Origin of the sequence: Antiquaquibacter soli (assembly GCF_030580675.1) — a bacterium.
GTDB classification, from domain to species: Bacteria; Actinomycetota; Actinomycetes; order Actinomycetales; family Microbacteriaceae; genus Rhodoglobus; species Rhodoglobus soli.
The window spans coordinates 927596-942177 of sequence record NZ_JAUQUB010000001.1; the positions used below are offsets into that span (position 1 = coordinate 927596).

Below are 14582 nucleotides of genomic sequence, written 5' to 3' on the forward strand. Positions count from 1 at the left end.
GACACCATGTCACAGAGCTCGAGATCGGTGTCGCTCACCTCGCTGTTCCGCCAGTCGCGCGTCGTGTGGGCGATCCGGGCCGCAGTCGCACTCGTCGTCGGCATCCTCGTGCTGGTCTGGCCGCAGTCGACCGTGGCTGTGCTCGCCACGCTCCTCGGCATCTACTTCGCCGTCCTCGGTGGCGTACGCATCGTGCAGGGCATCGCCGACACCGAGCTCAACGGGGGAGGCAAGGCGGCCAATATCATCCTCGGCGCGCTCGTGCTCGTGCTCGGCGTGGTGGTGATCCGCAATCCGTTCGAGACCGCGGTGTTCCTGGTGATTCTCGTGGGCATCTCGTGGGTCTTCGAGGGCGTGGCGACCCTCCTGGAGACCGCGCGCGGACGGGGGAGCGTTCTCTCCACCGTGATCGGCCTGCTCATCGCGGCCGCGGGGGTCCTCGTGATCTTCCTCGCCGAAGGCGTCGCGGTCGCCTACGCGGTCTTCTTCGGCATCACGCTCATCGTGGTCGGCATCCTCGACTTCGTTCTGCTCTTCACAGTCGGTCGCGCGATAGCGAAAGCCGATCGTGGCTGAGCGGACCGCGCCGCGCACCGGTTCGACCGTCGCCAAGATCGCGGTCTCGGTGGCGGCGATCGCCGTCGGCCTCTTCCTCGTCTTCGGAGCTACCACCCCCGCGATCGCCGATGGGGTGTTCGTGGGGTCGATCGCCCTCGTGCTCGCCGTCTACCTGTGGTCGGGAGTGACTGCAGGCCAGGCCCGCGTGCTGGCAGTGGTCCTCGTGCTCGTCGCGCTGTATGCGTTCATCCGCGGGTTCGGTGTGCTTGAGCTCGTCGTGGTGCGCCAAGTGGGCGGAATCACGGCCATCGTGAGCGGGGTCATCCTGGTCTTCCCGTTCGTGCGGGCGAAGCTTGCGGAGCGCCGCCGCTAGATCGCGACCGAGGTACTCCACCGCGGCGATGCCGCCGGTCTCCGGGATGCCCGGACGCACGACATCGCGCACACGCGCACACGCGCACACGCGCACACCAGCGGGTAACCCTAGATGGGTGGCGGGTTGGAGGTGTTTGCGGTGGGTGTGGTGTGTCCGGTGGGGCTGGTCCAGTGGTGGCCGGTGGTGGTCCAGCGGGTGTGGTGTTTGAGGCGGTGGTGGCTTCGGCAGAGGGGGCGGAGGTTTGCTGCGCTCGTGGTTCCGCCGTGGTGCCAGGCGGTGGTGTGGTCGAGGTCGCAGGTCCGGGAGGCGCGTCCGCAGCCGGGGAAGTCGCAGGTGGGGTGGGTGGTGCGGATGAGGCGGTCCAGGTCGGTCGGGGGTCGGTAGGTGCGGCGGTCGTAGTCGAGGATCGTGCCGGTGATCGGGTCGGTGAGGATGCGCCGCCACCTGCTGGAGGTTCCGGCGAGGCGGCGGGCGGTGTCCGCGTCGATCGGGATGACCCCGTCCAGGGTCGCGGGACGCTCGGCGACGCCGAGGAGGGTCTCGACCGGGATGAGGACGCCGACGGTGACGCCGACACCGGTGCCGGCCGTGAGGTCGCCTGCGACGAGGTCCCGCAGGAGGTCCGCGCGGATCTGGTCGAGGGTGCGGGTCTCGTCGGGGTGGGTTGCGGCCTGTCGGGCGAGGTGGTTCAGGTGTGTCAGAGCACGAGTGGCATCGGCCTCGGGCATCCGGGTGATCAGTAGCGCCATCCCGTCCGGTTCGGGTTCGATCCACACCGCCCGCCTCAGCGCCGCGACCTGATGACGCTCAGCCAGCGGGCGCGGGTGCAGCCGCGCGACCAGCAGTCGCAGCTGGGAGCGCAACCGCGGCGCCGGCAACCCCCGACGCTGCAGCACCTCCCCCTCCAGGCGCGACAGCACCTGGTCGGGCAGATCCGTGATCACATCCGCAACAACCCGGATGTGAGCGGCCGAGATCTCGCCCTCCCGAAACCACGCCCACAACACCGGCATCCGACGAATCAGCACCTCCGCAATGTGGGCCTGATCCCGCACCGCATGCTCCGTCAACCCCAACCGCACCGCCAGATCCGCGACCGCAGCCCGCACCGCGAACTCCACCCGCGCCCCATCCACCGGACCCGGCCCCGCATACACCTCCGGGTACGCGCGAGCCTCCCGCAACACATCCGCACACGCCGACCACTGCTCCGCCGCCGCCCGCGCCGCCTGCATCCCCGCAAACTCCGCCCGAGCCACCCCGAACTCCACCCGCGACTCCGGCAACGCCGGATCCAGCAGATCAACCGAGGAACTCATGACTCAAGGCAAACATGCACCACTGACATTCGCCCCACGTCGACAAACCACGCAACGAGGGGTGGACGGAGTCCCACGCTCGCGAGGCGGCTGAGAGAAATGAAACTGCGGTGCCCCCAGCAGGATTTGAACCTGCGGCCTTCTGCTCCGGAGGCAGACGCTCTATCCCCTGAGCTATGGGGGCCAGGAGTGCGGTTCCACAGTACCAGCGACCGAGGCATCCGCGGCGCATGACAGGATCGACCCATGAAGCGAACCGTCTCCGCCCGACTCGAGCTCGACCTCGCGGGCACCACCAACCTCGTGCTGGAGGCGGCCGTCGCGGAGTCGGCGAACCGGGTCGCCGAGTCGCTGTCGATCGTCCGGGACGGTATCGCGGTGGCCCCCGAGGAGCTCGTCGACATGCACGGCACTCGACTGCATCGGTTCACGAGCGACGCGGGCCGAATGACCATCGAGTACTCGGCGGATGTGGAGGGTCGCTCCGAGCCCGCCCCCGTGCTCGACCTCGATCTCGTGACCTACCTTCGTCCGAGCCGGTACTGCGAGTCGGACAGCCTCACGCCGACGGCCCGGGCCGAGTTCTCCGGCCTCAGCGGTCACGAGCTCGTCGCCGCCGTCACTCAGTGGGTCGCCGATCGGCTGAGCTACGTGCCGGGCGCGAGCCTGCCCACCGACGGAGCGGAGCAGACGCTCCTCGCCCGTCGGGGTGTGTGCCGCGACTACGCACACCTCGTGATCGCGCTCCTGCGGGCGCTCGACGTGCCCGCCCGAATGGTCGCCGTCTACGCGCCGGGTCTCGACCCGATGGATTTCCACGCGGTCGCGGAGGCTTTCGTCGACGGGGAGTGGTGGGTCGTGGATGCGACGCGCCTCGCACCCCGTCAGAGCCTGCTGCGCATCTCCACCGGTCGCGACGCCGCCGACACCGCGTTCCTCACCAACCACGGATCGGACTTGCGGCTGCAGCGCCTCGAGGTCCTGGCCATCGTCGACGAGCTGCCGTTCGACGACGGTATCGAGCCGATCCGCCTGGGCTAGCCGAGCGCGTCGATGACCGTGATGGCGAAGGGTCCGGCGTCGCCGGGCTCGACGAAGTCCGACGACACCACGCTCACCCAATAGGGGTCCGGGAAGGCGTCAGCCTCGCCGACGCCCCCGACGACGCTGAAGTACCCCTCCACCCCGTAGGTCGGCACCGAGTTGCTGTCGCCCACGAGCGAGTTCTTGAGCGCTGTGGACACCTCCGCGGGGAGCTCCGCGACGGCGACGTCGATCGTCGATCCGCTCGTCGAGTTCACCCACCGGCACGCGGTTCCGCCAGCCGCGACGACGTCCGCGGCGGGGGTGCCGGCATCCGGATCGAACGCTCCGAGGAGGGCCAGGTTGGGGTTGATGTCGTAGAGCGCCTGGGGGCTGACGAGCTGGTCGCACGCCGCGCTGAACGGGATGATCTCGGCCGTCGGCTGCGGGGCGGGGGTGGCCGAACCGGTCGGAGTTGGGGTGGTGGACTGGGACGGCGTCGGCGCGCTCGTCGGGGTTGCCTCGTCGCTGGGCACGCAAGCCGCCAGCAGGACGGCAGCGGCGAGGGCGGTGACGGGCAGGAGGACGCTGTGTCGGCTCAGTCGCATGATGACCATCCTCACCCCAGCGCGCCGTTTCCCCGGGAATGCACGCCGACTCTCGGCAACCTCCCTGGTCGATCAGCCCCGCTACGCTTGGCTGTTGTGAATCCCGCTGACCTGTCCGCCGTTCTGCTCGCCATCGTCGTCGACGCGGCCGGCCGACGTGGGGCGACGCCGGAGCTCACTCTCGACGACGTTCCGCTCGAGCGCCCGCGCAACCGCGAGCACGGCGACTGGGCCAGCAACATCGCGATGAAGCTCGCGAAGCCGCTCGGCGCCAACCCCCGCGAGTTCGCAGAGGAGATCGCGGCCGGGCTGCGCGAGGTCGACGGCGTGTCCGCCGTGGATGTCGCTGGCCCCGGCTTCATCAACATCACCCTCGATGCCGCCGCCGCCGGTGCGCTCGCGAAGCGCATCGTCGAGGAGGGGGCCGACTACGGGCGAGGCGACCTGTATGCGGGCATCCGCATCAACCTCGAGTTCGTCTCCGCGAACCCGACCGGCCCGATCCACATCGGCGGCGTGCGGTGGGCAGCCGTCGGGGACAGCCTCGCGCGCATCTTCGAGTTCGAGGGCGGTCTGGTCACCCGCGAGTACTACTTCAACGACCACGGAGCGCAGATCGACCGCTTCGCGCGCAGCCTCCTCGCGAGCTGGCTCGGCGAGCCGACCCCCGAGGACGGCTACGGCGGCGAGTACATCTCCGACATCGCGTCGCGCGTGATCGCCGCCTATCCCGGCGACCTGTTCCACATCCCCCGCGATGAGCAGCAGGAGGTGTTCCGCGCGGTGGGCGTCGAGCTCATGTTCGGCGACATCAAGGCGAGCCTGCACGACTTCGGGGTCGACTTCGACGTCTACTTCCACGAGAACGACCTGCACGAGTCGGGGGCGGTGGACCGCGCCATCCAGCGACTGCGGGACCTCGGCACGATCTACGAGAAGGACGGCGCCACCTGGTTCCGCTCGACCGACTTCGGCGACGACAAGGACCGCGTCGTCATCAAGTCCGACGGCGAGGCCGGCTACATCTCCGGCGACCTGGCGTACTACTTGAACAAGCGCGAGCGCGGCTTCGAACGCAACCTCATCATGTTGGGGGCCGACCACCACGGCTATGTGAAGCGGCTCATGGCGATGACGGCGGCGTTCGGCGACGAACCATACGTCAACCTGGAGATCCTCATCGGGCAGCTCGTGAACCTCCTCCGCGACGGCGAGCCGCTGCGGATGTCGAAGCGTGCCGGCACGGTCGTCACCCTCGAGGACCTCGTCGAGTCGGTGGGCGTGGATGCCGGGCGCTACGCCCTCGTGCGTTCGTCCATCGACTCCCAGGTCGACATCGACCTCGACCTGTGGAGCAAGTCGACCAATGACAACCCGGTCTTCTACGTCCAGTACGCCCACGCCCGCACTCGCTCGGTCGCGCGCAATGCGGCCGAGTTCGGCGTCGACCGCTCCGGTTTCGACGCGAGCCTGCTCGACCACGAGACGGAGAGCGTGCTGCTGGGCATCCTCGCCGAGTTCCCGCGCGTCGTGCGCCACGCCGCCGAGGAGCGCGCCCCCCACCGGGTGGCCCGCTACACCGAGGAGCTCGCAGGTGCCTACCACCGCTGGTACGACGCGCGTCGCGTGACGCCGCTCGGGGACGAGCCTGTCAGCGACGTGCACCGCACGCGGCTGTGGCTCAACGATGCCGTCGGGCAGGTCATCCGCACCGGCCTCGGTCTCGTGGGCGTGACCGCCCCGGAGAGGATGTAACGTGGCCGAGCCCATCCAGCCGCGGGATGCCGCGACGCCCGCCGAGCAGCCGACCGAGGCCCGGCCGACCGAGACCCAGCCGACCGAGACCCAGCCGAGCGAGGCCCAGCCGACGCTTGTTATCGAGACCCCCGCTCCGCCGCGCAAGAAGCGCCGCTGGATCGGCTGGGCGATCGCTGGCGGCGTGCTCGTGGTGCTTCTCGTCGTGGGCTTCTTCGTCGGCGATGCGCTCGCCCGGCAGTTCGCGGAGCAGTACGTGCGCGAACGCATCCTTCAGGTCCTCGATCTCGACCCGGACACCCCGGTCGATGTCGACCTCGGACCGGGCTCGCTGCTGCTCCAGGCCGCGCGCGGCAGTGTCGATGTCGTCACGGTCTCCATCGACGAGCTCACGGTCGGCGAGGTCACTGCGGGGGCCGTGCTCACGGCGACCGGCGTGCCGCTCGACGACTCGAAGCCCGTCGAGTCGCTCGACATCGTCGCGACGGTGAGCGAGGAGAACGTGCAGAAGCTCTCGAGCTACCTCAGCGGCATCGAGCTCGAGTCGATCGAGCTCGGCCGCGGAGTCATCACCGTCGGCACGAACCTCAACCTCCTGTTCCTGACCCTCCCGGTCACGGTCGACCTCGTGCCCTCCGCCTCGGGCTCGGGCGTCGTCTTCGAACCCGAGACGATCACCCTCGACGACCAGGCCATCTCCGTGGACGACTTGCGCAACAACCCCATCGTCGGGTCGCTCGCGAGCTCGCTCCTCAACTCCCAGGAGTTCTGCGTCGCCTCGTCGCTGCCGAAGGCGCTCCAGGTCACCGACGTGGTGGTCTCCGGCACGAACCTCGTCGTGACGCTCACGGGCGGGGGAGTCGCGCTCTCCAGCCCCGACCTGACGACGAACGGCACGTGCCCTTAAGGGCGGGGTAACACGAGAGAGCGCGCCCGCCGCTCCCGGTACTATGGGTTCCGGCTTCAGGGACCAATCCGGGTTCGCTCGCCTCACTCGACCGTTCGCCCTCGTGAGGTAACCGTGTCCACCAATCCGCTCGCTCCGTCGTGGCTTGCCGTGCCCGAGGACGCCAACGCGCTGCCCGCCGCCGTCTGGTCGCTGAACGCCCACCGTACGGCCTCCGGCGAACTGGAGATCGCGGGCGTCTCTGCGACCGCCGTCGCCGCCGAGTTCGGCACCCCCGTCTACGTCGTCGACGAGGCGGATGCCCGCGCCCGCGCCCGCCGCATCCGCGAGTCCTTCGACCGCGAGTTCGCTCGCGTCGGCAGCGCCGCGAAGGTGTACTACGCCGGCAAGGCGTTCCTCTCCACCGAGGTCGCGCGCTGGGTGACCCAGGAGGGTCTCAACATCGACGTCGCGAGCGGCGGCGAGATGGCGGTCGCCCTTGCCGCGGGAGTCGACCCAGCCCGCCTGGGACTCCACGGCAACAACAAGTCGCTCGCCGAGCTCGATCGGGCGGTGTCCGTCGGAGTCGGCGCGATCGTCATCGACAGCGTGGTCGAGATCGAGCGCGTCGCCGCTGCCGCCGAGCGCCACGGCCGGGTGCAGCCGGTCCGGCTCCGCATCAACTCGGGCGTGCACGCGTCGACCCACGAGTACCTCGCGACCGCTCGCGAGGACCAGAAGTTCGGCATCCCGCTCGCCGACGCCCCCGCAGCGGTCGCCCGCATCCGCGCCCACGAGTCGCTGGGCTTCCTCGGGCTGCACTCCCACATCGGCTCGCAGATCTTCGAGTCGGACGGCTTCGCTGAGGCAGCGCGGCGCCTCTTCGCGCTCCACGCCGAGCTGCTCGAAGGGGGCGACGTGCCGGAACTCAACCTTGGCGGCGGCTTCGGCATCGCCTACACCTCCGTCGACGACCCGCTCGACATCGATGAGATCGCTCGCCGCTTCGCGGACATCGTCGCGGGTGGGGCGGCGGAGCTCGGCATCCCCGTTCCCGTTGTCGCGATCGAACCCGGCCGCTCGGTCATCGGTCCGTCGACGACGACGCTCTACACGGTCGGCACCATCAAGGACGTCGAGGTCGACGGTCACATCCGCAAGTACGTCTCCGTCGATGGCGGCATGAGCGACAACATCCGCCCGTCCCTCTACGGTGCGAACTACTCCGCCCGCATCGCGAGCCGGGTGTCGGATGCCCCGGCCGCCCTCGTCCGCGTGGCGGGCAAGCACTGCGAGTCCGGCGACATCCTCGTGCACGCCGACTACCTGCCCGCCGACGTCGAGGCCGGAGACCTTCTCGCCATCCCGGCGACCGGCGCGTACGGCTGGGCGATGGCGAGCAACTACAACTACCTCGGACGCCCGCCGGTCGTCGCGGTTCGCGATGGCGTCGCCCGCGTGATCGTGCGGGGCGAGACCGAGTCCGACTTGCTGAGCAGAGACATGGGAGTCGCCCAGTGATCGAATACCGCAATCTCCGCGTCGCCGTCCTCGGCGGCGGGTCCGTCGGCTCGCAGGTGGCCGCCTTGCTGCTGCAGCACGGCGAGGAGCTCGCCGCTCGCGCCGGCGCCGGCCTCGAGCTCGTCGGCGTCGCCGTGCGGAACCCGGATGCTCCGCGCGACACCGACATCCCCGCCCACCTCATCACGACCGACGCCGAGTCGCTCATCCTCGGCGCGGACATCGTCGTCGAGCTCATCGGCGGCATCGAGCCGGCCCGCACCTACATCCTGCAGGCGCTCAACTCGGGCGCTGACGTGATCACCGCCAACAAGGCGGTGCTCGCCAACCACGGTCCGGAGCTCTTCGAGGCGGCCGAGCAGGTGGGGGCGCAGCTGTATTACGAGGCCGCCGTCGGCGGAGCCATCCCGATCATCCGCCCGCTGCGCGACAGCCTCGCCGGCGACCGGGTCAAGCGCATCCTCGGCATCGTCAACGGCACCACGAACTACATCCTCGACCGCATGGACACCCGAGGGGACGAGCTCCGCGAGGCGCTCGCTGAGGCCACGAGGCTCGGCTACGCCGAGGCCGACCCGACCGCCGACATCGGCGGCTTCGACGCCGCGAACAAGGCCGCGATCCTCGCGAGCCTCGCCTTCCACACGACCGTCTCGCTCGACGAGGTCTACTGCGAGGGCATCACGGGCGTCACCGGAGAGCAGGTGCGCGCTGCGCGCAAGGCCGGCTACGTCGTCAAGCTCCTGGCCATCTGCGAGCGCATCACGGCCGACGGCGTCGAAGGCGTCTCGGCGCGGGTCCATCCTGCGCTCGTGCCGCTCGACCACCCGCTCGCGGCGGTGCACGGCGCGAACAACGCCGTGTTCGTCGAGGCGGAGGCGGCCGGCAGCCTCATGTTCTACGGGGCGGGCGCCGGGGGAGTGGAGACCGCCTCCGCGGTGCTCGGCGACCTCGTCTCCGCCGCTCGTCGGCACGTCGCCGGGGGGCCGGGGGTCGCTGAGTCGACGCACGCGAACCTGCCCGTGTTCCCGATCGCGAGCGCGATCACCCGGTACCAGGTGACCCTCGAGGTCAACGACGAGCCGGGCGTGCTCGCGACGATCGCGCAGCTGTTCAGCGACCACTCGGTCTCGGTCGAGGCCGTCTCGCAGTCCGTCGCGGGCGGTCAGGGGGCCGAGCGACCCACCGCTACCCTTGTCATTGTCACGCACGAGGCGATCGAGTCGTCGCTCGCCGCAACCGTGGCCTCCCTCACGGCGAGCCCCGTCGTGGCGAGCGTCGTGTCCGTCCTGCGAGTTGAAGGATAGTAAGTGGCCCACCAGTGGCGCGGAGTGCTCCGCGAATACGCCGACCGTCTCGACATCTCGGATGCGACGCCCATCATCACCCTCGGTGAGGGCGGCACCCCGCTCATCCCCGCTGCCGCGCTGAACCGCCGCACTGGCGCCAACGTCTGGGTGAAGTTCGAGGGGATGAACCCCACCGGCTCGTTCAAGGATCGCGGCATGACGATGGCGGTCTCCAAGGCGGTCGAGCACGGGGCGAAGGCGATCATCTGCGCGTCCACCGGCAATACCTCGGCCTCCGCTGCGGCCTACGCCGCGCACGCGGGCATCACCGCCGCGGTGCTCGTCCCGGAGGGCAAGATCGCGATGGGCAAGCTCAGCCAGGCGATCGCCCACAACGGCCAGCTCATCCAGCTGCAGGGCAACTTCGACGACTGTCTCGAGATCGCCCGCGAGCTCGCCGAGAACTACCCCGTCCACCTCGTGAACTCGGTGAACAACGACCGCATCGAGGGTCAGAAGACGGCCGCGTTCGAGGTCGTCGAGGTGCTCGGCGACGCACCCGACTTCCACTTCGTCCCCGTCGGCAACGCCGGCAACTACACGGCGTACCACCGCGGCTACACCGAGGAGCTCGCGGTGGGCGCGACCACGCGGATGCCCCGGATGTTCGGCTTCCAGGCGGAGGGCAGCGCCCCGATCGTCACCGGCTCGGTCGTGAAGAACCCCGACACGATCGCCTCGGCGATCCGCATCGGCAACCCGGCGAGCTGGGAGCTCGCGATCGCGGCGCGCGAGAACAGCGACGGCTACTTCGGCGCGATCTCCGACGAGAAGATTCTCGAGGCGCACCGCATCCTCTCGGCCGAGGTCGGCATCTTCGTGGAGCCCGCCTCCGCGATCAGCGTCGCGGGGCTGCTCGAGCGCGCGGAGGCGGGGCAGATCCCGCGCGGCTCCACGGTCGTGCTCACAGTGACCGGCCACGGCCTCAAGGACCCGCAGTGGGCACTGCGTACCGCCGACGGCGGCGAGGTCCAGCCCACGATCGTTCCGGTCGACACCGCGGAGGTGGCGAGCGTGCTGGGACTGGTCGGCGCATGACGACCCTCGTCGGCCGCACGGCGAGCGTGAAGGTCCCCGCGACCTCGGCCAATCTCGGGCCCGGCTTCGACACGCTCGGCCTGTCGCTCGCCCTCTACGACGAGCTCGAGGTGACGGCGACCGAGGCGGGTGTGCGGGTCGACATCGAGGGCGTGGGCGCCGGCGAGGTGCCCACCGACGAGTCCAACCTGGTGGTGCGCTCGATCGCCCACGCGTTCGCGCACTACGGGGTACCGCTGCCGGGGTTGCACCTGAAGGCGAAGAACTCGATCCCGCACGGGCGCGGGCTCGGGTCATCCGCCGCAGCGATCGTGTCCGGGATCATGGCGGCGAAGGGACTCCTCGAGGGCGTGGTCGACATCGACTCGGATGCCCTGCTCACGCTCGCGACGGAGCTCGAGGGCCACCCCGACAACGTCGCCCCGGCCATCTTCGGCGGCCTGACGATCGCGTGGACGACCCCGGACGGCCCGCGTGCCAAGAAGCTCATCGTGCACCGCGGCGTCTCCCCGGTGGTGTGCGTGCCCGCCGCGACCATGTCGACGGCTCTCGCTCGCAGCCTCCAGCCGGAGTCGGTTCCCCACGCGGATGCCGTGTTCAACGTCTCCCGGTCGGCGCTGCTCATCGCGGCGCTCCTTCAGAGCCCCGAGTTGCTCCTCGAGGCCACCGAGGACAAGCTGCATCAGGACTACCGCGCGAGCGCCATGCCGGAGACGTACGAGCTCATCCAGGTGCTGCGCCGGCACGGGCTCGCGGCGGTCGTCTCGGGCGCCGGACCGTCGATCCTCGTGCTCGCGAGCGACCCGTCGCAGCGCCTCGTCGCGGCGGAGCTCGTGGCGGAGGCATCGTCCAACCCGTGGGAGGCGCTCCTGCTCGCCGTCGATTTCAAAGGTGCTACAGTGATCACGCACGAGGTAGAAGCAGCGGCCCAGCCGTAATTCCCTCGAACAGCACCATCACCCTCGCCTCCCCGGGCGATTCCGCGCATCCGCGCGACATCCCTCTCGCAGGGGCCGGGAAGGCGATCAGCTCTCCACCGGGATGCACAGCCGCCCGGCAGGGGGAAGGATCCCAAGCAAGTGACTGATGTCAACATCCACGCCTCGGGCGTGGGTTCCCGCTCCGACCTGAGCGCTCTCAAGCTCGCCGAGCTCCAGGCTCTCGCGAGCTCTCTGGGCATCGCCGGGGCAGCCAAACTTCGTAAAGGAGAACTCGTGGACGCCATCACCGAGAACCAGAACGCAGACGATTCCGCGCCGGCCGAGGAGTCGGCTCCGGTGACCGAGGCCCCCGCGGACGCAGTGGCCGAGGATGCTCCGGCCGAGGCCCCCGCCGCCGAGGCCGAGGCCCCCGCCGCCGAGGCCGCGGAGCCCGCCGCCGCCGAGCCCGCGGCCGTGCCCGTGCGCAAGCGCGGCTCGCGCCGGGTGACGAGCGCGGACACCGAGGCCATCGCCGCGGCTCCCGTGCTCGCGGGCGCCCCGATCGTCGACCTCCCCGAGGTCGCTCCCGAGCAGCGCCGCTCGGCCGCGAGCATCTCGGAGGCCGACCTGGGCATCGAGCTGCCCGAGGGCCCGACCGGCCACGCCCCGGCGTCGGAGGGCGACGAGTCCGAGCCGACGGAGAACGAGGGCGGCTCCGGTCGCTCGCGCAACCGCAACCGCAACCGCAACAACAACGGCGGCGGCAACGGCAACCAGCAGAACCAGAACGGCAACCGCCAGGGCAACCAGAACCAGGGCGGCAACCAGAACCAGAACGGCAACGGCCCGCAGCAGCAGCGCTCCGGCGAGGTCGACGGCGAGGGCGAGCGTTCCGGCCGCAGCCGCTACCGCGACCGCAAGCGCGGCCGTGGCGGCTCGCTCGGCGACGACTTCGAGCCCGAGATCACCGAGGACGACGTGCTCATCCCGGTGGCGGGCATCCTCGATGTTCTCGACAACTACGCCTTCGTGCGCACCACCGGCTACCTCCCCGGCAACAACGACGTCTACGTCTCGCTCGGCCAGGTCAAGAAGTACAACCTCCGCAAGGGCGACGCGGTCGTCGGCGCGATCCGCCAGCCGCGCGAGGGCGAGCAGGGCCAGGGCCGCCAGAAGTACAACGCGATCGTGAAGATCGACTCGATCAACGGGCTTCCCGTCGAGGAGGCCGCGAACCGCGTCGAGTTCGGCAAGCTCACCCCGCTCTACCCGCAGGAGCGACTGCGCCTCGAGACCGAGCCCACGAAGCTCTCGACCCGCATCATCGACCTCGTGTCGCCGATCGGCAAGGGCCAGCGCGGCCTCATCGTCTCGCCGCCGAAGGCGGGCAAGACGCTCGTGCTGCAGGCGATCGCAAACGCGATCGCGAAGAACAACCCCGAGGTCCACCTCATGGTCGTGCTCGTCGACGAGCGCCCCGAAGAGGTCACCGACATGCAGCGCACGGTCAAGGGCGAGGTCATCGCCTCGACGTTCGACCGTCCCGCCGAGGACCACACGACGGTCGCCGAGCTCGCGATCGAGCGCGCCAAGCGACTCGTCGAGCTCGGCCACGACGTCGTCGTCCTCCTCGACTCGATCACCCGCCTCGGCCGCGCCTACAACCTCGCGGCGCCGGCATCCGGTCGCATCCTGTCCGGCGGTGTCGACTCGTCGGCCCTCTACCCGCCGAAGCGCTTCTTCGGCGCGGCGCGCAACATCGAGGAGGGCGGCTCGCTCACCATCATCGCGACCGCTCTCGTCGAGACCGGCTCGAAGATGGACGAGGTGATCTTCGAGGAGTTCAAGGGCACCGGCAACATGGAGCTGCGCCTCTCGCGCCAGCTCGCTGACAAGCGGATCTTCCCGGCGGTCGACGTCAACGCGTCGGGCACCCGCCGCGAGGAGATGCTCATGGGCGCCGACGAGGTCAAGGTCACCTGGAAGCTGCGTCGTGCGCTCGCGGGCCTCGACCAGCAGCAGGCGCTGGAGATCGTGCTCGGCAAGCTCAAGGAGACGCAGTCGAACGTCGAGTTCCTCATGCAGATCCAGAAGTCGATGCCGGCTCCGGGCTCGCACAAGGAGGACTAGCCGTGTTCGAGTCAGTGCAGCAGCTACTGGCCGAACATGACGAGCTCCAGGGCCAGCTCGCTGACCCCGACCTCCACTCAGACCCGGTCAGGTCCCGCAAGGTCAACCGCCGCTACGCGGAGCTGTCGCGCATCGTCGCGGCCTATCACGAGTGGCGCCAGCTGACGGACGACCTCGCCGCCGCTACCGAGATGGCCGCGGAGGACGCCTCGTTCGCCGAGGAGATTCCGGGGCTCACGGAGAGCCTGGATGCCGCGCAGGAGAAGCTCCGGCGTCTGCTCATCCCGCGCGACCCCAACGACTCCCGCGACGTCATCATGGAGATCAAGATGGGTGAGGGCGGCGCGGAGTCGGCGCTCTTCGCGGGCGACCTGTTGCGCATGTACCTGCACTACGCGGAGTCCAAGCGCTGGAAGACGGAGATCATCGAGCAGACCTCGAGCGACCTCGGGGGCATCAAGGACGTCCAGGTCGCCTTCAAGGGCACCTCGAGCGACCCCGCCGAGGGCGTCTGGGCGCACCTCAAGTACGAGGGCGGCGTGCACCGAGTGCAGCGCGTTCCCGCGACGGAGTCGCAGGGGCGCATCCACACGTCGGCCGCCGGCGTGCTCGTGTTCCCCGAGGTGGACGAGCCCGAAGAGGTCGAGATCAACCCCAACGATCTCAAGATCGACGTCTATCGCTCGAGCGGCCCGGGCGGCCAGTCGGTCAACACGACCGACTCCGCGGTGCGCATCACCCACCTGCCCACCGGGATCGTTGTGGCGATGCAGAACGAGAAGAGCCAGCTCCAGAACCGCGAGGCCGCCATGCGCGTGCTGCGCGCGCGAATCCTCGCGAAGTACCAGGAGGAGGCTGACGCCGAGGCGGCCGAGTTCCGCAAGGGGCAGATCCGGACCATGGACCGCTCGGAGCGCATCCGCACGTACAACTTCCCCGAGAACCGCATCGCGGACCATCGCACCGGATACAAGGCGTACAACCTCGACGCGGTGATGAACGGCGCTCTCGACCCGGTCATCCAGTCCTGCATCACGGCCGACGAGGAGGCCCGGCTCGCCGAGCTGGGCTCCGAGTCCTAGCTTTTACCGACGGAAGT

General features: G+C 69.8%; 13 protein-coding genes and 1 tRNA gene. 11 read left to right on the forward strand and 3 right to left on the reverse strand.

Features of this window, described 5'->3' with window-relative positions:
* Nucleotides 1–6: 6 nt before the first annotated feature.
* Nucleotides 7–576: an HdeD family acid-resistance protein gene (locus Q5716_RS04555; protein ID WP_305001905.1), complete on the forward strand. Its 570-nt coding sequence runs from the start codon at nt 7–9 to the stop codon at nt 574–576.
* Nucleotides 569–931 carry a hypothetical protein gene (locus Q5716_RS04560; RefSeq protein WP_305001906.1) on the forward strand — a complete coding sequence of 121 codons (363 nt, stop codon included), beginning with the start codon at nt 569–571 and terminating at the stop codon, nt 929–931. Before Q5716_RS04555 ends, Q5716_RS04560 begins: the two co-directional genes overlap by 8 nt.
* Nucleotides 932–1041: 110 nt before the next feature.
* Here the strand turns inward: Q5716_RS04560 and Q5716_RS04565 are convergent, their stop codons facing one another.
* Nucleotides 1042–2253 (reverse strand): HNH endonuclease signature motif containing protein, encoded by a 1212-nt coding sequence (locus tag Q5716_RS04565; protein WP_305001907.1) that lies wholly within the window; start codon nt 2251–2253, stop codon nt 1042–1044.
* A gap of 111 nt (nt 2254–2364) precedes the next feature.
* Nucleotides 2365–2437, reverse strand: a tRNA-Arg gene (locus Q5716_RS04570).
* Nucleotides 2438–2499: 62 nt separating this feature from the next.
* Here Q5716_RS04570 and Q5716_RS04575 point away from each other — a divergent pair.
* Nucleotides 2500–3294, forward strand: a complete 795-nt coding sequence (locus tag Q5716_RS04575; protein WP_305001908.1) for a transglutaminase-like domain-containing protein — start codon at nt 2500–2502, stop codon at nt 3292–3294.
* Here Q5716_RS04575 and Q5716_RS04580 read toward each other — a convergent pair.
* On the reverse strand, nt 3291–3884 hold the full coding sequence (locus Q5716_RS04580) for an arginyl-tRNA synthetase (RefSeq protein ID WP_305001909.1): 594 nt from the start codon (nt 3882–3884) through the stop codon (nt 3291–3293). The two genes, Q5716_RS04575 and Q5716_RS04580, sit on opposite strands and share 4 nt — an antisense overlap.
* Before the next feature lie 96 nt (nt 3885–3980).
* Here Q5716_RS04580 and argS point away from each other — a divergent pair, with 96 nt between their 5' ends.
* From argS to prfA, 8 genes are all read left to right on the forward strand, one after another.
* Nucleotides 3981–5639, forward strand: a complete 1659-nt coding sequence (argS, locus tag Q5716_RS04585) for an arginine--tRNA ligase (RefSeq protein ID WP_305001910.1) — start codon at nt 3981–3983, stop codon at nt 5637–5639.
* 1 nt (nt 5640) lies between these two features.
* Nucleotides 5641–6546 carry an LmeA family phospholipid-binding protein gene (locus tag Q5716_RS04590; protein ID WP_305001911.1) on the forward strand — a complete coding sequence of 302 codons (906 nt, stop codon included), beginning with the start codon at nt 5641–5643 and terminating at the stop codon, nt 6544–6546.
* A gap of 114 nt (nt 6547–6660) precedes the next feature.
* Complete coding sequence (gene lysA, locus Q5716_RS04595) at nt 6661–8046, forward strand: diaminopimelate decarboxylase (protein WP_305001912.1); 1386 nt, start codon at nt 6661–6663, stop codon at nt 8044–8046.
* Nucleotides 8043–9353, forward strand: a complete 1311-nt coding sequence (locus Q5716_RS04600; protein WP_305001913.1) for a homoserine dehydrogenase — start codon at nt 8043–8045, stop codon at nt 9351–9353. The genes lysA and Q5716_RS04600 overlap by 4 nt, the downstream gene beginning before the upstream one ends.
* A gap of 3 nt (nt 9354–9356) precedes the next feature.
* On the forward strand, nt 9357–10433 hold the full coding sequence (gene thrC, locus Q5716_RS04605; RefSeq protein ID WP_305001914.1) for a threonine synthase: 1077 nt from the start codon (nt 9357–9359) through the stop codon (nt 10431–10433).
* Nucleotides 10430–11371: a homoserine kinase gene (gene thrB, locus Q5716_RS04610; RefSeq protein WP_305001915.1), complete on the forward strand. Its 942-nt coding sequence runs from the start codon at nt 10430–10432 to the stop codon at nt 11369–11371. The genes thrC and thrB overlap by 4 nt, the downstream gene beginning before the upstream one ends.
* Before the next feature lie 141 nt (nt 11372–11512).
* Nucleotides 11513–13483: a transcription termination factor Rho gene (rho, locus tag Q5716_RS04615; protein WP_305001916.1), complete on the forward strand. Its 1971-nt coding sequence runs from the start codon at nt 11513–11515 to the stop codon at nt 13481–13483.
* 2 nt (nt 13484–13485) lie between these two features.
* Complete coding sequence (gene prfA / locus Q5716_RS04620) at nt 13486–14565, forward strand: peptide chain release factor 1 (protein ID WP_305001917.1); 1080 nt, start codon at nt 13486–13488, stop codon at nt 14563–14565.
* The last annotated feature ends 17 nt before the right edge of the window (nt 14566–14582 follow it).